The sequence below is a fragment of the Sphingomicrobium lutaoense genome (assembly GCF_014195685.1).
Taxonomy (GTDB): domain Bacteria; phylum Pseudomonadota; class Alphaproteobacteria; order Sphingomonadales; family Sphingomonadaceae; genus Sphingomicrobium; species Sphingomicrobium lutaoense.
Genome location: NZ_JACICF010000001.1, coordinates 585,557 through 607,697, shown reverse-complemented (window position 1 = coordinate 607,697; position 22,141 = coordinate 585,557). Strand labels below are relative to the sequence as shown.

Here is a 22,141-nt window from a genome sequence, read left to right as displayed (position 1 = left end):
CGCCTTTGCCGGACTCCTTTGATGAACGAAGACTTTGATGGCTGAGGCCGGAGGGCACCGGTCTTCCGCGTCCACCGCCAAACTGGCAGCGGGAGCGGTCGGGATCGTCTTCGGCGACATCGGCACCTCGCCGATCTACGCCTTTCGCGAGACCTTTGCCGGTCATCATACGCTCGTCCCGGACGCGCTGCACGTCTACGGGGTGTTGAGCCTCATTTTCTGGTCGATGATGATCATCGTGACGCTCAAATATGTCACGATCATCATGCGGGCGGACAATCGCGGCGAAGGGGGGAGCCTCGCGCTTCTCGCCCTCTACACCCGACAGGGCGGTGGTGCGCGATGGACCAAGGGCATCATCCTCCTCGGCGTGTTCGCGACCTCGCTCTTCTATGGCGACAGCATGATTACGCCGGCGATCTCGGTCCTGTCCGCGGTGGAGGGCCTCAGTACCGTCAACCCCGCCTTCTCGCCGCTGGTAATCCCCTTGGCAGTGGTCATCCTAGTGGCGCTGTTCAGCGTGCAAAGGTTCGGCACCGCCGGAATCGCGCGTTTCTTCGCGCCCGTCATGCTCACCTATTTCTTCGTGCTCGCGCTCTTGGGCCTCGCGCATATTCCCAACCATCTTCCGGTGCTCTGGGAAATGCTCAACCCGCTCAACGCAACGCATTTCCTCGGGACGGAGCCCTATCGGGCATTTTTCGCGCTCGGCTCGGTGGTGCTGGCCGTCACCGGCGCCGAAGCCCTTTATGCCGACATGGGACATTTCGGCCGCAAGCCCATTCGTCTTTCCTGGCTGTGGATCGTCATGCCCGCGCTCCTGCTCAACTATCTTGGGCAAGGCGCGCTTCTCCTGTCCCACGACCCCGCTTCGGCGCAGAAGCTGGTCCAGAATCCCTTCTTCTATCTCGCCCCCGATCTCCTTCGCCTGCCCCTCGTCATACTCGCGACCCTGGCGACAGTGATCGCCAGCCAGGCCGTCATCAGCGGGGCTTTCTCGGTCACCCAGCAGGCGATCCAGCTCGGCTTCATGCCCCGCCTGCGCATCGAGCATACGAGCGAGGATGCTGCCGGACAGATCTATGTCCCGGTGATCAACTGGCTCCTGCTGGTCGCGGTCATCCTGCTGGTCCTCACCTTCCGCTCGTCCTCCAACCTGTCGGCTGCCTACGGGATCGCGGTCACGGGCGCGATGCTGATCGACACCATCCTGATCTCGGTGATCCTCCTTTCGCTATGGAAATGGCGCAAGAGCCTCGTCATTCCGCTGCTCGCGCTCTTTTTCACGGTCGACATTCTCTATTTCGGCGCGAACCTCCTGAAGGTGCCCGAAGGCGGCTGGGTCCCGCTGCTCATCGGCGCGCTCGTCTTCACCTTGCTGACCACCTGGGCGAAGGGGCGCCAGCGTCTTCTGCGCTACTTCTCCCGCGAGGTACTGCCCGTCGAACTGTTCGCCAGGACCGGCGCCAAAACGGCGCTGCGTGTCCCGGGAACGGCGGTTTTCCTGACGACCTCCACCGCGGGCGTGCCCCCTTCGCTCCTCCACAATCTGAAGCATAACAAGGTGCTGCACGAGCGCACGTTCCTCCTCACCGTGAAGATCGCCGACGTTCCCCGCGTCCCCGACGACGAACGCACCGAGGTGGAGAGCTACGGCTCGGGGATCTATCGCGTCATCCTCAACTATGGCTTCATGGACCATATCCACGTGCCGCGCGCGCTGGCCCGGCTCGACGGCGGTGGCGGACCGTGCAAGGTCATGGAAACAAGCTATTTCCTCGGTCGACAGACCCTGCTGCCCAGTCGCGGAAAATGGATGCACCGCTGGCAGGAGCAATTGTTCGCGTCGATGATGCGCAATTCGGAAAGCGCCATGACCTATTTCCGCTTGCCTCCCAACCGCGTGGTCGAACTGGGAAGCCAGGTGAAGATCTGATCGCCGGGTCGCCCGCCCCTCACGCCACCTTGTGCGCGGGTCCTTCGTCGCGATCGCTGCGCTTGGCCTTGTTAGCCGCCGGATTGGGCTGCCCGAAATGATAGCCCTGGAAGCAGGAACAGCCGAGCTTCGTCATCGCGCGCACCTGGTCTTCTTCCTCGATGCCCTCGGCGGTCACATCGATATCGAGCGACTTGGCGAGCGACACGATCGCCGAGATGATTGCTTCGCTCTTGGGCGAACCCGAGGCCGCCGACTGGACGAAGTCGCGATCGATCTTGATCATCGAGAATTGCATCTTCTCGATATAGTTGAGCGATGAATAGCCCCGACCGAAATCGTCGAGCGCGAAGGTCACGCCCAGCCGGTTGAGGCTCGCCAGCAACTGCTCGAGCTGCTCATCCATCTCGAGAACCACCGACTCGGTGAGTTCGAGAAGCAGCCGCTGCGGGGCCAGCCCGCTCTTGGCCAGCGCATCGACCACGGTGCCAAGGAAGGCGCCGTTCGAAATCTGGAGCGCCGACACATTGACGGTCAGCCGCACATTCTCGGGCCAGTTGACCGCCTCGTTGCACGCGGTGCGCAGCATCCAAGCGCCCAGCTGCTCGATCAGCAGCGCCTCTTCGGCAATCGGGATGAATACGCTCGGAGAGATTTCGCCCCGCTCAGGGTGGTTCCAGCGCATCAGCGCCTCGTAGCAGACGACCTCACGGTTGGTGCCATTGACGATCGGCTGATAGGAAATCGACAGCTGACCCTCTTCCAGCGCCGCCGCCAAGTCATTCTCGAGAATGGCCCGTTCCTCGAGCTTGTCGCGCATGTGCGGCTTGTAGATTGCGCTCGTCGCGCGCCCCCGCCGCTTGGCTTCGTAGAGCGCAAGGTCGGCATTGGTCATCAAGGTGCTGGTATCGCCGTCCGTCTCGCCGATCGTGGCCAGGCCCACCGAAGCGCCCACCGACACCTCGAAATCGTCGATGGCATAGGGTTGGCCGATCATTCCGATCAGGCGAGCCGCGACTTCGCGCGCTTCGCTCATCTCGGTGGGCGAAGGCAGCATCACGCCGAATTCATCGCCGCCCAGCCGTCCGATCACGGCCTTCTTGCCCGCCGCCGCGCGGAAACGCTCGGCAACCAGCGCGAGGAGCTTGTCGCCCGTCGCATGACCGTAAAGATCGTTGACCTGCTTGAACCGGTCGAGGTCGATGAACATCAGCACGCCCGTCTCGCCGGCCGCGGCGGCCTTGCGCTGCTCGGTTTCGAGAAGGTGGCGGAAATGGTCGCGCGCGAACACGCCCGTCAGGCTGTCATGCTGGGTGACATAGGTCAGCTTCGCATTGGCGGCACTGATCGCCGCCTTGCTGCGCGCCATCATCCTCAAGGTCGCCAGTGCGGCAAGGAAAGCGAGGATGACGAAGGCGATCCCGCCGGTCAGCAACCAGACCTGGTTCTGGGCCTTGGCGAGGCGCACCTCGTTGGCGGCCTTTTCGGCCGACAGCTTGGAAATGCGCAATTCGCGGTTGGCGGCGTCGAAACGCGCGCCGAGAAGCGCATTATTAGCCTTGGCCGACAGGTCGCGCGCTTGCCCGTCGAGCCGGTTGAAGGCGACGAGATGCTGGCTGGCGCGCTGATGCTGGCCGAGCGCCGAATAGACGGTGAAGGCGGTTTCATGGAAATCGCGGAAGAAAGGCGAGGTCGCATCGAGGTCCTGCCCGGCAAAAGTGCGCTGCAGATAGCGTTCGGCCAGCTTGGCATTGCCCCGTGCAAGCGCGATCTGCGCGCGCACGCCATAAAGGAAAGGCTCCCAGGGCTCGGCACCCTTCTCGGCAAAGGCGAGGCCCTTGACGACGGTGGCTTCGGCGGCGCCCAGCTGTCCACGCAGATATTGGGTCGAGGCAATATTGGTCAGGATTCGCGCCTCGAGCAGCGGGCTATCCATCTTCGCGGCGATTTCGAGCGCCTTGCGGAATTCGGCCTCGGCCTCGTCGAACTTCTTCAGTTCCTTGAGCGCATTGGCGGTATTGTTGTGCGCCGAAAGCGAAAGCGCGGGATCTTCGGGATAGGCCAGCCGCGCCTGGCGATAATAGCCGAGCACGCGCTGATAGTCGCGCGCATCCGAATAGAGCGAACCGATATTCTGAAGGACGATCGCTTCGCTGCGCGCCTCGCCGAGCGCCTGGTAACGTTCATGCGCTTCGAGGAAGGAGGAAAGTGCTTCGCCATAATTTCCGCCGAAGGCATTGACCGAGGCGTGCGATCGCAACAGGTCGGCATGCAGCTTGGTTCGCGGAGCGATGCGTTCGGCTTCGGCTAGGCTCTTGCCGAGAAGGTCGGCCGCTTCCTCGCCACGATTGAGGCGCATCAGTGCCTCGCCCTCGAGCCATTGCGCGGTGAGCCTGGCGACATCTTCCTGCCCCGCTTCGCTCGAAGCGAGCTTGCGCGCTTCGCGCGCCAGTTCGAGAGCGGCGGCGGAATCAGCCATCATTGAGGACTTGGCTTCCTCGATCTTGGCAGTGAAGGCGGAAGGAGCGGGAGCCGCGGCCAGGGCCGGGACAGCGGTCGCGAGCGTTGCCGAAGCCAGCGCCGCTACGATCAGTCTCGAACCTCGTCGTGCCATATGCTTTCCCCAAAGTGGGCGTCTGCTGACGGTATTGGCGCAGAAAGCCGACTTTTCTCCCGTTCTTTCGAAATCAGTCCTTAAAATCGGAGGCTGAAGCTACCGCCAAAGACATAATTTTCCGTTTCACCCGGATTTCCCCGGCTTTCGTAGCGTCCGAAGAAGGACAGCTCGCCATCATCGCCGAGCGGTGCGGCATAGGCGGCCTCGCCGACGACGCGGCGCTTGCCCTCGATGCTGAACTGCTGTGCGATCTCGCCCAGTTCGCCGGTCTGCCGATCGACGACGCCGAGGCTGTAGAACTCGATCTCGCCCTTCTCGACATTGAGAGGCTGGGCAACCGACAGGCGGAGCGCATCCTTCTTGCCGAGGAGGCCATGCTTGGTCACCGCGAGCTGGCCCGCCGTACTCAGCACATCGCCCTTGGTGGCAAGCGCCTGGTCGCTGGCGGTTCCGGTCCGCGCGGCGGTGGCCGAAAGGTCGACCTGGATGCCGTGACCCGCGTCATAGGCGGCGGCCAGCGTCAGCGCTTCGGTCGACGTGCCCTGACCCAGCAGGTCGTCGATCGTCGTCTGCGTGCCCAGGAGAGCGCTCTTCTCGCGAAGACGCGTCACCTGCGCGCTCAGGCTGAGGTCGCGATTTACCTTGTGCGACACTTCGACCGAGAAAGCATGCGCTTCATGGTCGTCGAGCTGGTCCATCAGTACCCTCTCCTGCGGCGTGAGGCCCGGCAGGTCGCCCGCGTCGCGGCGGTTCTCGCTATAACCCAGCTTCACGCGGGTGTTCTCGCCAAGCTGGTAGCTCGCGGCGGCAAAGCTTTCGCCCGAAGCGAAGCCCAGCACCGGATTAACCCCGCCGGTATGGCGGTCATGGTCGGCGCTGTTGGTGAAACGCCCGCCGTTGAGGGCCAGCGAGCCCTCGCCATAGCCCATGGTCAGGGCGAACTTGCCCATCGGGTCGCTCAGCGTGGCCGCGCCATGGCTCGGGGTCAGGCGTCCGTCGTAACGGACCGTGGGCAGGGACGCGTCGTAGCGCAGCATCCAGCCGCCCGGCACCTGTGCGCTGCTCGAACGCACGTCGCTGAAGCCGGCGGTGCCGTCACCGTCGCTGTCCGCGCCGCCGCTCAGGATCCACTGCGCGAAACGACTTGCAACGAACTTCTGCAGATATTGCCAGCTTCCGCCGACATTGGTTTTCTTGCCATAGAGCACGCTCGACAGGGGCACCGCGAAATCGCGATGTGTCCCGCCGACACGCTCGAGCATGAAGAAGAAGACCTCGTCGCCTTCCCAGGAGGAACTGATGCCTGAGCGGATGATTTCGGCCGCCGACTGGCTAGAGGAGCGGTAGAAACTGCCCTTTTTCTTGTACATGGTGAAGCTGAGCGCATTGAAATCGAGCGGCGATTGCGAGGCCAGCACGTCAAGCATGCCCCAGCCATAGACCGGATCGGGACCCGGCGCGCCAAGGTCGCGTGCCGACCGGAAAATGATTTCGGTCGTCGCTTTGGGATTGCGCGCCAGCCAAGGCCAGCGATCATGTAAAAGCGAAATCGCTCCCGACACCAGCGGCGCGGCGAAGGAAGTGCCCGAACGGCGAACCACGCCGCCCTGACCGTCAGAGACGAGCAGCATCTCACCAGGCGCCACGATGGTGCGCATATAAAGGCGATTCTGCTCATGGCAGATGCCGTGATCGAGAAGGCACGCCGTGCCCGGACGGTTCGAGAAAGCCGAGATCTCGTCGAGCGGATTGGTCGAACCGACGAGGATCATCGAAGGGTCGGACGCGAAATTCCACTCAAGATCGACAGTCTGGCTAAGGCCGTCATTGCCAGCGGCGATGACGTAAACCGTATTGTCCTTGTGCTTGGCGACCGAGGGGTCAGAGAAGACCTTCGCGATGCCCGGCGCGAGCGCCCAGCCGCTTTCGCCCAGCGAAAGGTTGATGATGCTCGCCGAGGCATGGTCGGTCGATTTGAGGGCCGAGATCGCATGGGTGATGTCGGGCCAGTCGGCGGTGCCGGCGGCGGCAAAGGGATTGTAGAAACTCACGCGGACGTCAGGCGCGATGCCCATCACGCCTTCGCCGTCATGCGCGCCGAAGAGAAGGCTCGCCACCCCGGCTCCATGGCCACCGAGATCGGTCTGACTTCCGCCCTGCCAGATCACATTGTCGGCAAGATCCTGGTCGTTCATCACGGTGGAATCGATCATCCCGATCACCGCGTCGCCGCCACCGCCCTGCATCTGGGTGATCGCGGGGGTCCAATTGACCGACGACATCCAGTGATCGACATGGTCGAGCCCCGAAAAGGTCATCAGGCTGTCGTGCCAGTCGAGGAAGAAGAGCGCGCGATCAACTTCGTCGAGCGCCGCTAGCGAATTGGGATCGTTGATGTCGATGCCGTGCCGCTTGAAGACCTTCTGCGCGAACCCGGCATCGAAGCCGAGGCCGGTTTTGGCCATTACGGCCTTGCCCCACTGCGCTTCGGACCGGCGCACCAGTTCTTTCAGCTGCGCCTGCACGGTCGAATATGGCGAGCTCACCGTCCCGCCCACCAGGCTGTAGCTGAGCAGGCTATCGCTGCCGGCGGCGGCCCACTGCTTGTCGATTTCCTGCCAGAAGACCGTGGTGTCCTGCCAGAAGGTCCCGATCGAGTTCAGATAGGCGCTGTCGAACGCGGAGATATCCCCATAAAAAGCGTTAATGTCGCCCCAGAAGGCACTGATATCGCCGTAGAAAGGACTGATATTCCCGTAGAATGGGTTGATGTTCCCATAGAAGGGGCTGATGTTCCCGTAGAAGGGGTTGATGTTCCCGTAGAACGGATTGATGTTGCCGTAGAACGGATTGATGTTGCCCCAGAAGGCGCCGATGTCGCCGTAGAAGGGATTGATGTTCCCGTAGTTGGGATCGACCCCGTAATTCGCGATCGCGTGCGGCTGGAGAGTGCTCGCTTCCGAAACATTCCCGCTCGGCGGTGCATCGCCTTCCTGGTCGGTGACGATGGAAGTGCCCAGAAGCGCAGCGGGAATGGCATCCCCGTCCTGTGCGTACGCGGGGCTGGCGAGCGAGGCCCCGAGGGCGAGGCTTGCTGCTCCATATGCGATGCTCTTCTTCATATCACTTCCATTCTTGGTCGTTCGGCGTGGATACACACCGGGATATTGAAGAAGTTAATCGCAGGATGTTAACCGAGAGGTATCCCGATGGAGTTAATGGTAAAATAATCACGTATCGGCTTCATTTTCCTGAGTTTCGCGACATTTCCGAAAAGGGAAGATCGACTGTTTCCACCCTTTACAACCCCGCGTCAGGCCTATTTTCCGCTTTTCAGCCGCTTCGTTAACCCGCTCGTCAACAGGCCGCCCAGTGTGCCCCTAGGCACCCCCGGGGCGTGGTCGCAAGCCTCCGCAAACAGCCTTGCCACCAACTCCGAATAGTGAGAACATATAGGGAACATAAACCTCGATTCGATTCTTGTCTGCCCGTGAATGATGACCTGCCCCGCTGCCTTTCCGCCCTCGACGCGCTCCGCGCGGCCGACCTTTCCGGTCATACCGGAAACCCGCATGGCAGCTGGTCCCCGGACCTCCCTCTATCCCCTTCCCTATGGGAGATTTTCTCCAGCGGGGACGAGCTTTCCGCCGATGCCCTCGCCCTCGCGCTCGGCCAGATGCACGGCAATGCCGAGGCACCCGCCCCCTCCTGGCTCTGGGTCCAGGACGCCGACAGCATGCGCCGTTCGGGCCGTCCCTTCCTGCACGGCCTCCCCGCGCCGCTGCGCCCCGGCCTCATCCATGTCCAGGCCCGCCATGGCAGCGATGCCCTCTGGGCGATGGAGGAAGGCGTAAGATGCGGCGCCATGGCCTTTGTCGTGGGCGAATTGTGGGGCGATCCCAAGTCGCTCGACTTCACCGCCACGCGCCGCCTCGTGCTGGCGGCGGAGCGCAGCGGCGTCCCGCTCCTCCTTCTGCGCCGCGAAGGCACGTCCAACCTCTCGGCGGCGCGGCTGCGCTGGCGCACCCGCTCGGCCCCGGCACAGGATCATCGCTGGAACCCGCAGGCCCCCGGCTCGCCCACGCTCGAGGCCGAGCTCTATCGCGGGCGCGGCTTCCGGCCCGGCACTTTCCTCCTGTCGCATGGAGAGGGGCATGAACCGGGCGATCGTCTCCATCTGGTTTCCGACCTTCGCGATCGACCGCTGGAGCCGGATCAGCGCGCGGCAGGGTGAAGAGGCGCGCACTCTCGCCCCTGCCCTGCTCGTCACCGAGACCGCGCACGGCCCCGCCATCGACGCCGCCAATCCCCTCGCCCGTGCGCTGGGGGCGGAAGCGGGCATGCGCCTGGCGGACGCGCGGATGCTCGCGCCGGGCATCGCCGCCTTCCCCTCGGATCATGAAGGCGACCATCGCACGCTTGAGAAAATGGCTCTCGCGGCACAGCGATGGGGACCCTGGACCATGGTCGACGGGCAGGACGCTCTCCTGCTCGACGCCAGTTCAAGCGCGCATCTGTTCGGCGGAGAGGCCGCGATGCTCGCCGACATCGAACATCGCTACGGGATGGAAGGCTATGGCGCGCGCGTCGCGCTGGCTACCAATGCGGGCGCGGCCTGGGCCTTGTCCCATCATGGCGGCGAACGGCCGGTCGTGACCGACCCCGCCGCGCTTCCCGCCGCGCTCGCTCCCCTGCCCGCCGCGGCGCTGCGTCTCAATGCCGACACGCGGCTCCTCCTCTCGCGGCTGGGGCTCAAGACCATCGGGGAGCTGATGGCGGTCCCGCGCGAAAGCCTCGCGCGCCGCTTCCGCAACCGCCGCTCGCCCGAGGCCAATCCGCTGCACCGCCTCGACCAGCTCTTGGGTCGCACCCACGAACCGCTCGTTCCCCTGATCGAGGAAGTGCCTCCCACCGCCGACCGCCGTCTTCTCGAACCGGTGCTGCACGCGCCGCTCCTCGCCCGCATCGTCGCCGATCTCGCGCTCGACCTGGCGCGCACTCTCGAAGCCGCGCGCTTGGGTGCCCGGCGGCTGGTCTTGCGACTGTGGCGCGTCGATGGCGACGCGATCGAGCGGGCGGTCGAACTGGCCTCGCCCTCGCGCGATCCCGACCATCTCGCTCGGCTGTTCGACGAGCGGCTCGACGATATCGAGGCGGGCTTTGGCATCGACCAGGCGCGATTGACCGCGGTCTGGGCCGAACCTCTCGACCAGGCGCAGGACCGGCTCGACCGCGAGCGCGGCAAGGGCACTCCGCTGCCGATGCTGATCGACCGTCTGGTGACCCGGCTGGGCAAGGCCAATGTCGCTTGCCTCGCCCCGCGCCAGAGCCATCTGCCCGAACGCAGCCAGCAGCGCATCGCCGCCGGCGCGGAGCCGCCTTCGCGCGCCCAATATGATCTCGATATCGCCTGCCGCCCCTTGAAGCTGCTCGACCGGCCCGAGGCGATCAGCGTGATCTATCTCACTCCCGACGGCCTGCCGCGCCGCTTCCGCTGGCGCGGCACGATGCACGATATCGTCAAGGTCGAAGGCCCCGAACGCATCTCGCCCGAATGGTGGCGCCAGCGCTCCTCGACGCGGCTGCGCGACTATTATCGCATCGAGGATGGCGAAGGGCGGCGCTACTGGATCTTCCGCAACGGGCTGGTGGGCGACGGGCGCGGCGGCCTGCCCGACTGGTATCTGCACGGACTGTTCGCCTGATGCCCGACAAGCCCCTCACTCCCGACCGGCGCACGCTCGCGCGGCGCGAAGGCGATCCCTTCCGCGGCAATCCGCGCGCCGATTTCGTCGAACTGGGCCTGATGAGCTGCTTTTCCTTCCTGCGCGGCGCATCGGATGCGGTCGATCTCGTGCTCACCGCGCTGCACCAGGGGCATGACGCGCTCGGCATTGCCGATGTGAACACGCTCGCCGGGGTGGTGCGCCTCCACACCGAGGCGAAAACCGCGCGGCTGCGCCCCGTCATCGGCTGCCGGATCGAAACGGTCGAAGGCCATGCCTTTCTCGCCTATCCCGAAGACCGCGCCGCTTATGGCCGCCTCTCGGCGCTCCTCAGCACGGGCAAGATGGCGACACTGTCGGGCGACTGGCAGGACAAGGGCGCGTGCGAAATCGACCTCGCCATGCTCGCGGCCCATGCGACAGGGATCCAGCTCATCCTCTGTCCCCCCGACCGGATCGATTCCGCTTTCGAAAAGCAGGTCGCACGGCTCGCAGGGCAATTGCCGACGATGCGCCACCTGGCCGCCTCCTTTCTCTATCGCGGCGACGATGTGGCGCGGATCAACCGGCTCGACGCGCTGGCGCGGCAGCACGACCTGTCGATCCTCGCCACCAATGCGGTTCTCTACCACGCTCCCGAACGGCGCCCGCTCCAGGACGTGATGACATGCATCCGCGAGAAAACCACCATCGACAAAGCGGGCCTTCTTCTCCTCGCCAATGCCGAGCGGCACCTCAAGTCCCCGGCCGAAATGGTCCGCCTGTTCGCGCGCTGGCCCCATGCCATCGCGGCGACGCGGCAGGTGGCCGACGCCTGCACCTTCAGCCTCGACGAACTGCGCTACGAATATCCCGACGAACCCATTCCCAGGGACCGTACCCCCGACGAACAGCTCGAACGGCTCGCCTGGGAAGGCGCGGCGCGGCGCTATCCGGGGGGCGTTCCCGAAAAGGTGAAGGGGCTCATCGAACGCGAACTGGCGCTGATCGCGAAGCTCGACATCGCGCGCTATTTCCTGACCATCAAGGACATCATCGACTTTGCCCGTTCGTGCGATCCCCCGATCCTCTGCCAGGGCCGCGGCAGCGCCGCCAATTCAGCGGTCTGCTACTGTCTCGAGATCACCGCCGTCGATCCCGACGAATATGAACTGCTGTTCGACCGCTTCATCTCCGAGGAGCGCAAGGAGCCGCCCGACATCGATGTCGATTTCGAACATGAGCGGCGCGAGGAGGTGATCCAATATATCTACCGCCGCTACGGCCGCCATCGCGCGGGGCTGTGCGCCACGGTGATCCACTACCGCCCGCGCATGGCGATTCGCGAGGTCGGCAAGGTGATGGGGCTTTCCGAGGACACGACCAGCGCGCTCGCCCGCACCGTATGGGGCAGCTATGGCAAGGAGATCGCCGAAAAACATGCCGCCGAGGCGGGGCTCGACATGGCCGACCCGCAATTGCGCCGCGTCCTCAGGCTGACCGAACAGATGATCGGCATGCCGCGCCATCTCTCGCAGCATGTCGGGGGCTTCATCCTCACCCAGGGTCCGCTCACCGAAACCGTCCCGGTGGGCAATGGCGCGATGCCCGACCGCAGCTTCATCGAATGGGACAAGGACGATATCGAGGCGCTGGGCATCCTCAAGATCGACGTGCTCGCTCTGGGCATGCTCACCTGCCTGCAAAAGGGCTTGGACCTCTTGCGCGAGCATCATGGCCGCGACATCGATCTCGCCACCGTCCCGCGCGAGGATCCGCGCGTCTATGACATGCTGGTGAAAGGCGACAGTCTGGGCGTGTTCCAGGTCGAAAGCCGCGCCCAGATGAACATGCTGCCGCGGCTCAAGCCGCGCAAATTCTACGATCTGGTGATCGAGGTGGCGATCGTCCGCCCGGGCCCCATCCAGGGCGACATGGTCCATCCCTATCTCAAGCGGCGGCGCGGCGCCGAGCCGGTGGTCATTCCCAAACCCGGCCCCGAACATGGCCCGCCCGATGAACTTTCCTCGATCCTCGGGCGCACGCTCGGCGTTCCCATCTTCCAGGAACAGGCGATGAAGATCGCGCTCGACGCCGCCAACTTCTCCAGCCGCGAAGCCAACCAGCTCAGGAAGGCGATGGCGACCTTCCGCTCGCGCGGCATGGTCGATGAACTGCAGGACAAGATGGTCGGGCGGATGATCGAACGCGGCTATGATCCCGATTTCGCGGCGCGCTGCTTCCAGCAGATCCGCGGTTTTGGCGAATATGGCTTTCCCGAAAGCCATGCCGCCAGCTTCGCCCATCTCGTCTACATCTCGAGCTGGATGAAATGCCATTATCCCGCGGCCTTCGCCTGCGCGCTCCTCAATTCGCAGCCGATGGGCTTCTACGCCCCCGCGCAGATCGTCCGCGACGCGCAGGAACATGGGGTCGAGGTGCGTGCTATCGACGTCAACCATAGCGACTGGGACAACCGGCTCGAGACCGGCTCCGGCGAACAGCCCCCGCTGCGGCTCGGGCTGCGGCAGGTCGACGGGCTGTCCGAGGTCGCGGCGGCGCGCCTCGTCGCGGCGCGGGCCGAACAGGGGCCTTATGAAAGTGTCGCCATGCTGCAGGAACGCGCGGGCCTCACTCCCGCGGTGATCCAGCGCCTCGCCGCCGCCGATGCCTTCCGCTCGATGGGGCTCGACCGGCGCCAGGCGCTATGGGACGCCCGCGCGCTCAAGCCCGCGCTCGACCTGCCCCTGTTCGCCGCCGCCGATGCACGCGACGAGGGCCGCGAACGCGCCGCGCACCAATTGCCGGAAATGGCGCTGGGCGAACATGTGGTGGCCGACTATCAGACCACCCGCCTCAGCCTGAAGGCGCATCCCCTCTCCTTCCTGCGCCCCGATCTCGACGCGCGCGGCTTCACCGCCAGCGCCGACCTTCGCAAACGCAATTTCCGCCAGTCGGTGAAGGTCGCGGGCGTGGTCCTCATCCGCCAGCGCCCGGGCAGCGCCAAGGGCGTCTGCTTCATCACGCTCGAGGACGAGACGGGCGTGGTCAATCTCGTCATCTGGCCGGACGTGATGGAGAAATATCGCAAGGTCATCATGGGCGCGCGGCTGATGGAGGTGACCGGCCGGATCGAGATGGACGACGAAGTGCTCCACGTCATCGTCACTCGCCTCGAAGATGCCACGCACCGCCTGTCCGAACTCAGCGAGGATCTGCTCGATCCGCGCATGTCGCGCGCCGACCATGTCACCCGCCCGCTCCGCACGATGAGCGAGGTGAAACACAAGGTGCCGGTGATCCCCGACGCCGCCAATGCCGACTGCCCCCCGCGCCAGCCGAAGCGGACGCTCGCGCGGCCCGCGGCCACGGGGCATCCGCGCAACGCGCGCATCCTCCCGCGCAGCCGCGATTTCCACTGACGGGCAAGGCCGCCCGCCACCGCGATCAGTCGTTGGCCTTGCCCCGCTCGCGCATCGCATCGACCATCTTCGCAGGCCGGGAATTGTCCGGCCCGGTCGGCCAGCCCTCGCGCTGCCTGGCCCGGTCGCCATCGCTTTCCTCGGTCTGGTCGTGGAACAGCACGACCTGCGTATCGAAAGGCATGTCGATCCCCGCCTCGGTCAGATGGTAGGCGACTTCCTGGATGACCTCGCTGCGCGTCCGCGTCACCGCGCTCCGCACCGAATCGGTCCACCAGCGCGCCTTGAGCGTGACCCAGCTCGCATCGAGCGAGGAGACAAGCACATCCGGCGCCGGCTCCGACAATACCCCCTCGACGCCGCGGACCGCCTTTAACAGCACCTCGCGAGCGGTCTTGATATCGTCGCCATAGCCGATACCGATCTCATATTCGCTCCGCCGCACGTCATAGGCGGTCACCACCGTGATCGGGTCCGAATAGATCTGGCTGTTGGGAATGATCACCTGCTGCCCGTCCGGCGTCTTCAGATAGGTCGCCCGCGTCTCGATCGCCTCGACCTTGCCGAGATAGTCCTTGCTCTCGATCTCATCCCCGATCCGGAACGGCCGCCGGATGAGAATGAGGATCCCTGCCAGTAAGTTCTGGAAGATATCCTTGAAGGCAAAACCGATCGCCAGCCCGCCAATCCCCAAGGTCGAAATCAGCTGCGCGGGCGTCAGCGAAGGCAGCACCACGGTGAGCGCAATGAACAGCCCGACGATCAGCAGCACCCAATAGACGATCCGCGACAGGACAAGCGCCAGTTCGCCATTGTCGTCGCCGAACTTCGCCCGCGATATCACGGAGCGCACTAGCTTGGCGATCATCCAAATAATGACGAAGACGATCGCGCCGATCACTAACTTAGGCAGCGTTGCGAAAAAGCCTTCCACGAGACTGTCGATTGTCTGCCACGTCGCCGAGATATCTGCGTCAATGCCGCTCATACCCGCTCCTCCCTTAATGATTATCAATGAAGCGAGTGCCAAAACCGTTCCCCTTAACACCGAGAAGACGAGCTGCACACAAGCCATTATCGCGCGACGCCACTTCCGATCCCAACGCGTTGGGCTCGCAGCTCTAACACGCCGCCTTGAAGCGTCTGACTATCCTTGAGCTGCAAATGAGAGGGAAAAAGATGTGGCCCGCTTCTAAAAGAGGCGAAGCCCTTTTTCTCCTCACTGCCAACGGGACAAGGCACTGTTTAGCGGATGCCGCCCCTTGGAAGGAGCGGAGCCTGAACCCATCAGATACGGGCTTAAAAGCAGGTGCAGGCCCTGTTATCTGAAAGCTAAGAAAAGCTCCTCTCGGTTGGGAAGCCTCACGCCGCGCGAGACTGCTCAATTGCACTTGCGCCCGATTGGACCGTTTCAAGCCAAATGTTGGTCGATATAGGAGCGAAAACCTCTCGGAACCAAATGCGATCGTCCCCAGCGAGATAGCGCCTGAGCATGGCGAGATAGGGCTCTCGCTCAATTAAGCCATGGGCATAAACGGGGGCATCGGGCGCGCCCATCATCTCAAGTGCATGCGCCCCGGCTCCGCGCAGCCAGTTGTCCTCCGGGTTGGCAAAACCCTTCTTATCACGCCGCCAGATTACAGCATCGGGCAATGTGTCGGCATAGGCCTTGCGCAGCGCATATTTTGTCCAGCCCTGACCAAGCTTCATCTCCATAGGCATCGCCAATCCTAGCTCGATCAAGCGATAATCAAGGAACGGGGAGCGTACTTCACGCGACCAACTCATGGACATGCGATCTTCGTAATGACAAAGCGCAGGAACACTATAATGGCGGATATCCGCCCATTGGCGAGCCGCCAGCCCGGTCCCAGCGCGCAGGTTGTGATTGAAGTCCGCAAGCGCCTCCCCCAGATGTCCGCGCTCGGACCGGCCCAGATAACGCTTAGCTTCGACAAATCGAAAATTCCCGATTGCGCCCTTGGTCAGAAACTGCAGCGCTTTGAACGCCGCCCGGAGGGGGCGCTTCTCGGCGATTAGTTCCCGCAAGGCAAAGAAGGGATATTTCCGATAACCGCAAAAAGCCTCATCTGCGCCCTGTCCCGTCAGAACAACAGTGATACCCATTTGGCGCGCGCGCTCCATCAGGCGACGGAACAGAAGAGGCGAGAAACTCGTGAGCGGGCCGTCGTGAAAGCGGCTGCAATCAGCGACTTCTGTAAGAATGTCGGCGCTATCCGAATTACTAAGCTCTACCTTCTCGACAGGTATGTCGAGGTGACGCGATACCATGTCGACGAAACGACTTTCATCCTCAGGCTGTCCGGGACTCACCGCTGAAAAAAAGGTCGCGCCCTGTCCATCGCGCATCGCGCGGGTAATCGCGCAAATCACCGAACTGTCGATTCCACCCGACAAAGCCACGCCAACCGGGACATCTGCGCGGAGCCGCATTGCGACCGAATCCTCTAGCGTGTCGCGAAGTCGCGAAAGCCATTGATCCTCACTGAGGTGGGGAGAGGGCACCATCGCTTCATTTTTAAGCAGCGACCAAAAGAAACGCGGCTCGCTCAACTCGGGTATAGGGTGGGATAGGTTGATCGTGCGCACCGCGCCAGCCGGAATCGCGCTGATTCCCCTAGCCCAGCTCCGATCGTCAACATTCTGCAGCGACAACGACAGGAATCGACCCGCTGTGGTAAGGTCGGGTTTGAAATCCATCCCAGGCATCATCAGCAGGCTGTGCATCTCCGAGGCCGCCATGAATTGTCGCCCGTAGGTCGCATAATACAGCGGTTTCTTGCCCAGCCTGTCACGCGAGAAGTGCAGCAACCCCCTTTGGCGATCAAGCACTGCCATCGCCCACATACCATTGAAACGGCTGCACGCTTCTTCGATACCCAGTCGCTCGATTAGCTCCACAGCCACGGCGGTATCGTTGCGAGCCATCGGTCCCGCCAAACCGTATTCGTACGCCAACTCAACATAGTTGTAGATTTCGCCATTAAAAGCGATGATTGTGCGCCCGCTGGTTGATCGCATTGGCTGAATCCCAGCATCGCTCAAATCTACAATCGCGAGGCGTTCGTGGGCGAGCCCAACAGTCTTGCCGGCGATGACTTCTTCATGAATGCGGCCTGCGTCTGGCCCGCGGTGATACTGACGGCGATGGGCTTCTTCAAGCGTGGCCAGCAGCGGACGCTCTCCGACGGATACTACAAGGCCGCACATTTTCCAGCCTTTCTGGCTTCACTCAAAATGGTTTGGATCATTCTCGTCAAATAGACATGGATGCTGCCAGGCAAAAGGAAAAACTTAGCGGTCGTTCATGCTGCAAAGTTGCTCCCGTGAGGGTCATGCTCTACGCCACTCACGGTGCCGAAGAGCGTGATTCCCGGTAGACCGCTAGGGGGCGGAGGTCGACGATATGTCCAAGTTACTTGATGTGAAAGCCAATGGGGCGCGATCGACGGACCATTACCCGATTGGCCCTGTGGGAATCGCCGCGCTGACACTATTCGCGCTAGCGACAATTATTGGTGGCGGCGGAGCGGATGGTCCTCTTGGCAACGGCATTCTTGCTTTCGGCGGGGCAGGGCTTATCGCCATGACGCTAGCGGCGCATTTTAATGGTCGCAGACGACTTCCCTCCATCGCATGGCCGACACTGGGCCTGATGATCGGACTCGCCGCTTTGGTGGTCTTCCAACTTTGGGCGTTCAACGATCGCCCATGGGACGACGCGCCCCTGCGCGGTTCCGAACAATCGGTATTGGGCTTGATCGGGGCCGCTGACGAGGCACGGTCGCTTTCACTCGACCCCGAAGCGACCAAGCGATCCGCGCTAATGTTTCTCTTGCCTTTCGGGTTGGTGCTTGCGGCCCTTGGCGCGCGCATCCGCGAAATACGGCTATGGTTATGGATTGCCGTGGCGGGAGGGTTGGTTAACGCCACCGTCGGGGTACTACAACTAATTCTCGGTCTTCCTGACTGGCTGCAATTCTACGCCAGCCGAAGCTTAAGCATGGCGAGCGGACTATTCGCCAATCACAATCATTTCGCCCACTTTCTAGCGTTAGGCATGATAGCTAGCGGCGCGTTGATCGCGATTGCTCCGGCGCGGGTGGAGGAAGGCTCCTCTCCCCGCCCCCGCGACAAGGCGCTTTGGTTGGCCGTCCCATATATGGCTTTGGGGATCATTGCGAGTGGATCGCGTGCCGGGCTCATCCTCGGAGCGGTAGCGTTAGCACTTGCGATCGTAATCGCGTTGCCGCCGCGCAGATCCAGCCGCGCTCTCGGCTTGGTGATGCTGATCCCCATCGCTCTGCTGATCGTCATGAGCATCTACCCTTCGGCTTATGCCAATGCGTTCGACGAGGCATGGCTTAACCCCAGCGATCTACGGATCACGATCGTCCCAGACACGCTCTATGTTCTTCAAGGCTACTTTCCATGGGGAAGCGGGCTCGGAACCTTTGTGCCAGTCTTTGCCAGTCAGGAGAATCTCGATCATGTCGTTCCCGCTTATGTCAATCACGCGCATAACGATTGGCTGGAATGGATTCTTGAAGCCGGGGCGCCGGGCTTCGCATTGCTAGCGGGCCTATTCGGGCTACTTGCTTTTTTCGCCCTTCGACAGTTTCTGCGTCGCAAGGTGATTCCGGGTTATTCGTGGCGGCTCTTTTTCGCAGGCGCGGGAATTCTTTTCATTTTGAGCGTCCACAGCGCGTTTGACTATCCTATCCGAATTGCGGCGATCGCCGCGATGAGCGCGCTTGCTATCGCCCTTATGGGGGCAGGCTGGATGGACCTGCGCACGCCGCGTGAGGCTACTCGGCGGTCGGGAATGGCGGTAATCGGATCGGGACTCGCTGTAGCGGGGGTCGTGGCAATTCTGATACTTCCAATACAGTTAGCTCAGGCAGCGTTCCGGTCGGGAGACAGCACTACCGCCGCTCAATTGCGTCCGTCGCACGGTCAAGCGGTGGCAATCCTTGCCAGTGAAGCGGTCCGCGCTCGGGAAGCCGCGCGTTCTCAAGCGCTCGCGGCTCATGCGATTAGGAACAGCCCTATGAATCAGGCGGCGGTCCGTTCGCTTGCCGTCGCGCAAGAGTTGAGTGGGCAGGATTCCAGTGCGGCCTGGCTCGCCGCGGCTAGCTTAGGATGGCGCGACGCGCCGACTCAGCTTTGGGCACTGGGTCAGGCCTTGACCAACGAAGAATTTGAGGTGGCGGCGCTTCGAGCCGATGCCTATATGCGCACACGCCAGGCCGCCGACCGAAGGCCGGAAGTAGCGAAGCTCGTCCGCATCGCAGCGAACGAACCCGGCTTCCGTGTTGCTATTACCAATCGATTAGCCAAATCGCCCGATTGGCGTCGGCAAGTCTTTCAGCTCGCTGCAGAAAGCGACCCGCGCGAAATTAACGGTGCGCTCGCGCTGATCGCGGCGATGGAAAAGTCCGATCTGCCTGCATCGATCGCCGAGGCCGCACCGCTCATACAAGCTCTTATCGCCGCCGGACGTGCGGAGGAGGCCTTTCGGGTCGACCGCCTTGCGCGCGATCTGCCGCAAAACCAATCTCGCCTGGCAGGCGGCGATCTTTCCCATTTTAGGCTGCGCCGGCCCCTATCGCCTTTCGAATGGGGAATACATTCCGGGACCAATGTCGAGGTTGCCGTAGAGGGAGCAGACAATCCTTCGGTGTTGATCGAAACGCACAGCTCGGAGGGGTATCCCGCTCTGCGCCGCTTAGCGATGCTCCGACCGGGCCTCCACCGAATGGAATGGAGCGAGTGGAGCTTTGACGCGGACACGTCTCCAGTGCGCGCGCGAGTGAGTTGCGTTGGCGGCCCTCGGATCGCGCAGTCTCAGGACGATCGAATTTCAGCCTCCCCGCAGCGTAAGTCGATGACCTTTCAGGTGCAGCCAAGTTGCCCCCTCCTACAGTTGGCTTTCGTAACCGTTGAAACCAGAGAGCCGACCAGCGCACAACTAGATGATATAGAAGTCAGCAGACTGACTAGCCCAAAGTGACCGACACGACCTTTGAGCGTCACGAAAATTGCATTTCGCGGCAAGGCACCATAGAGGAAGCCGACTCCTCTTCAGTCGGGACCCCGTTTCGGTTAATGAGCTATCAAAATTACTGCGGCGGGCTTGTCCCGGCGCCTATTTCGCAACAGGAAAAACAGTGACGCAGTATCCCGCCAACCCCGCCGCTTTTCCGATCGTCCCTGCACAGCAGCAAACCAATACGGCCATTCCTTATGCCGCTGGTCCGCAAGGCCCCGAAGAGGAGCCTTTGCTGCGGCAATATTGGCGGATCATGTTTCGCCATCGCTGGATTGTCCTTGGCGTTGTCGGCGGCTTTCTGTTGCTGGCGATCGTCGTGAGCCTCCTTATGCAGCGCCTTTACACCGCGGAAGCCAGACTCGAAATCGCGCGCGAAGAAGCAAAGATCGTGGACATCGCCGGTGCAGAAGAGGACCGTTCAAGTGCAGCGGCGAGCGCTGAATTTTACCAGACGCAGTACGAGCTACTGCAAAGTCGGTCACTCGCCGAGTCAGTCGTACGCGACCTGCGCCTGAGCGAGAACTTTACATTCCTTGCAGAAGGCGATGCCGACGCAGCCGGAGGGTTCAAAGCTGTACCGCGCAAAGATCGGTTCGAAGAAGCGGTAAAGCTTATCGACGAGGGGCTGGAAATTGCCCCAGTGCGCAACAGTAGCATCGTCGATGTTCGTTTCACTGATCCGGCGCCTGCGCTTGCCGCGCAAATTACGAACTCGGTAGTCGAAAATTACATCGAGAACAATCTCGAGCGACGCTTTGAACGTACGAAGTATGCTCGTGAATTTCTTGAACGCCAGCTAGAAGAAACACGCCAAAAGCTTGAACAGTCAGAGCGTCAGGCGACCGAATATGCGCGCCGCCAAAACCTCATTCAGGTTGGCGGCGATGGCGAAGATGGTGCGATGCGTGCAAGTCAGATGCTGACCACGCTGGATTTGCAGCAACTGAGTGAACAGCTCGCGATTGCACGCGCGCAGCGAGTCCGGGCAGAAGCCGACTTTCGCGCGGCGACCGGCGGTGCGGCGGCCACTTCTTCGCTAAGCAACCAAGCGGTGAACATGATGCGGCAAAGTCGCGCAGAATTGCGGGCTGAGCTGAGCAAACTTGAAAGCGATTTCGGCCCCGAGTTTCCGCGCGTCGTCGCTCTAAAGGCGCAGGTCGCCGAACTCGATCAGCAGATAGCTCGGGAAGAGGACCGGGTTCGCAGTTCGGTGAGAAAGGACCTGGAGGAAAAATATCGTCAGGCGCTACGTAACGAGCGATCACTTCAATCGCGGGTCAATGCCCTTAAGGGGAACGTGCTCGACGAGCAGCAGCGGTCAATTGCGTTCAATATCATCCAGCGCGACGTGGACACTAATCGCGAATTGTATCAAGCGCTGTTGCAGCGGTATAAGGAAATCGGAATCGCCGGCGGCGTTGGGACGAATAACGTCTCTATCGTCGATCCTGCTCGAGTGCCAAAGCATCCTTCGTCGCCCAACCTTCCGCTAAACCTTGCGCTCGGTCTTGTGATGGGGCTGATCGTCGGAGGCGCATCCGCCTTCGTCGCGGAACAACTGGCCGACAATGTTATCCTTCCGGGCGAATTCCGCCAGAAGCTCGGCGTACCCCTTCTTGGCACGACGCCACGCTTGGCGTCAGATAACATAATGGGCGAATTGAGTGAGGACCGCTCGGAAATTTCCGAAGCCTACTTCTCGACAATGACTTCGATCCAATTCGCAAACGAACGAGGTACGCCTGCAACCTTGCTGGTGACCAGCAGCCTTCCCAATGAGGGCAAGAGCACCAGCGCTTTCGCCCTAGCGAAGTCGCTCGCGTCGGTCGGACGGCGCGTTCTTTTGATCGACGCAGACATGCGTAATCCTTCGCTCCATCGCCTTCTCGGGCGCACATTGGGGCCCGGTCTGAGCGAAATTCTTGCTGCTCGCGCGGACATTAATGATTATCTCTCAGCATCCGATGTCGAAGGGCTGACTGTTCTCCTCGCGGGCGCCATCCCAAGCAACCCAGCCGAACTGCTCGCTTCTGGCCATCTTGAAAAGATCCTCAGCGGATCGCTTAATCACTTCGACCATGTCGTTATCGACGGCCCTCCGGTAATTGGACTGGCCGACGCGCCTCAACTCGCGCGGCTTGTCGAAGGCACCGTGCTTGTCATGGAAGCGGGGCGGACGCGTGTCACCCAAGCGCGCCAGGCGCTCGAGCGGCTCCGCGCCGTACGAGCCAATATCCTCGGAACTATCTTGGCCAAATTCGACGCAAAGGCTGAAGGATATGGCTATGGCTACGGTTATAGCTATCGGTATGGTGCGAACGACGACGAACAGCGTCCTGCCATCGAGGGCTAAATAATGAGGCCGAGGCTTGGCGTTCCTACCAAGGA

At 62.3% G+C, this 22,141-nt stretch carries 10 protein-coding genes; 6 read left to right on the top strand and 4 right to left on the bottom strand.

Features of this window, described 5'->3' with window-relative positions; all coding sequences use genetic code 11:
* The first annotated feature begins 37 nt into the window (after nt 1-37).
* On the top strand, nt 38-1,936 hold the full coding sequence (locus FHS50_RS02820; protein ID WP_183932868.1) for a potassium transporter Kup: 1,899 nt from the start codon (nt 38-40) through the stop codon (nt 1,934-1,936).
* A 19-nt stretch (nt 1,937-1,955) separates the two neighbouring features.
* On the opposite strand, the gene FHS50_RS02815 is transcribed toward FHS50_RS02820, so the two are convergent.
* Complete coding sequence (locus FHS50_RS02815) at nt 1,956-4,550, bottom strand: EAL domain-containing protein (RefSeq protein WP_183932867.1); 2,595 nt, start codon at nt 4,548-4,550, stop codon at nt 1,956-1,958.
* An 80-nt stretch (nt 4,551-4,630) separates the two neighbouring features.
* Nucleotides 4,631-7,675, bottom strand: coding sequence for a S8 family peptidase (locus tag FHS50_RS02810; RefSeq protein WP_183932866.1), 3,045 nt, complete (start codon nt 7,673-7,675; stop codon nt 4,631-4,633).
* A 368-nt stretch (nt 7,676-8,043) separates the two neighbouring features.
* Here FHS50_RS02810 and FHS50_RS02805 point away from each other — a divergent pair, with 368 nt between their 5' ends.
* The 3 genes from FHS50_RS02805 to FHS50_RS02795 are packed head-to-tail and all read left to right on the top strand — an operon-like array spanning nt 8,044 to nt 13,680.
* Nucleotides 8,044-8,787, top strand: a complete 744-nt coding sequence (locus tag FHS50_RS02805; protein ID WP_183932865.1) for an ImuA family protein — start codon at nt 8,044-8,046, stop codon at nt 8,785-8,787.
* Nucleotides 8,708-10,258 carry a Y-family DNA polymerase gene (locus tag FHS50_RS02800; RefSeq protein ID WP_183932864.1) on the top strand — a complete coding sequence of 517 codons (1,551 nt, stop codon included), beginning with the start codon at nt 8,708-8,710 and terminating at the stop codon, nt 10,256-10,258. The genes FHS50_RS02805 and FHS50_RS02800 overlap by 80 nt, the downstream gene beginning before the upstream one ends.
* Nucleotides 10,258-13,680, top strand: coding sequence for an error-prone DNA polymerase (locus FHS50_RS02795; RefSeq protein ID WP_183932863.1), 3,423 nt, complete (start codon nt 10,258-10,260; stop codon nt 13,678-13,680). The genes FHS50_RS02800 and FHS50_RS02795 overlap by 1 nt, the downstream gene beginning before the upstream one ends.
* A 25-nt stretch (nt 13,681-13,705) precedes the next feature.
* Here FHS50_RS02795 and FHS50_RS02790 read toward each other — a convergent pair whose 3' ends face one another.
* Both FHS50_RS02790 and asnB read right to left on the bottom strand, forming a co-directional pair.
* Complete coding sequence (locus tag FHS50_RS02790) at nt 13,706-14,668, bottom strand: mechanosensitive ion channel family protein (RefSeq protein ID WP_183932862.1); 963 nt, start codon at nt 14,666-14,668, stop codon at nt 13,706-13,708.
* Between the two features lie 374 nt (nt 14,669-15,042).
* A complete protein-coding gene (asnB, locus tag FHS50_RS02785; protein ID WP_183932861.1) occupies nt 15,043-16,911 on the bottom strand; it encodes an asparagine synthase (glutamine-hydrolyzing) in 1,869 nt (622 codons plus the stop codon).
* 196 nt (nt 16,912-17,107) lie between these two features.
* On the opposite strand from asnB, the gene FHS50_RS02780 reads away from it, so the two are divergent.
* Nucleotides 17,108-19,714 carry an O-antigen ligase family protein gene (locus tag FHS50_RS02780; RefSeq protein WP_183932860.1) on the top strand — a complete coding sequence of 869 codons (2,607 nt, stop codon included), beginning with the start codon at nt 17,108-17,110 and terminating at the stop codon, nt 19,712-19,714.
* 157 nt (nt 19,715-19,871) lie between these two features.
* Entirely contained in the window at nt 19,872-22,106 is a 2,235-nt protein-coding gene (locus tag FHS50_RS02775; RefSeq protein ID WP_183932859.1) for a GumC family protein, read from the top strand.
* Nucleotides 22,107-22,141: the final 35 nt, after the last annotated feature.

Excerpts from the sequence above, each read along its gene's own strand:
- FHS50_RS02800 (WP_183932864.1), top strand. The coding sequence starts at position 8,708 with ATGAACCGGGCGATCGTCTCCATCTGGTTTCCGACCTTCGCGATCGAC.
- FHS50_RS02795 (WP_183932863.1), top strand. The coding sequence starts at position 10,258 with ATGCCCGACAAGCCCCTCACTCCCGACCGGCGCACGCTCGCGCGGCGC.
- FHS50_RS02815 (WP_183932867.1), bottom strand. The coding sequence starts at position 4,550 with ATGGCACGACGAGGTTCGAGACTGATCGTAGCGGCGCTGGCTTCGGCA.
- FHS50_RS02790 (WP_183932862.1), bottom strand. The coding sequence starts at position 14,668 with ATGAGCGGCATTGACGCAGATATCTCGGCGACGTGGCAGACAATCGAC.
- asnB (WP_183932861.1), bottom strand. The coding sequence starts at position 16,911 with ATGTGCGGCCTTGTAGTATCCGTCGGAGAGCGTCCGCTGCTGGCCACG.
- FHS50_RS02810 (WP_183932866.1), bottom strand. The coding sequence starts at position 7,675 with ATGAAGAAGAGCATCGCATATGGAGCAGCAAGCCTCGCCCTCGGGGCC.
- FHS50_RS02780 (WP_183932860.1), top strand. The coding sequence starts at position 17,108 with ATGTCCAAGTTACTTGATGTGAAAGCCAATGGGGCGCGATCGACGGAC.
- FHS50_RS02820 (WP_183932868.1), top strand. The coding sequence starts at position 38 with ATGGCTGAGGCCGGAGGGCACCGGTCTTCCGCGTCCACCGCCAAACTG.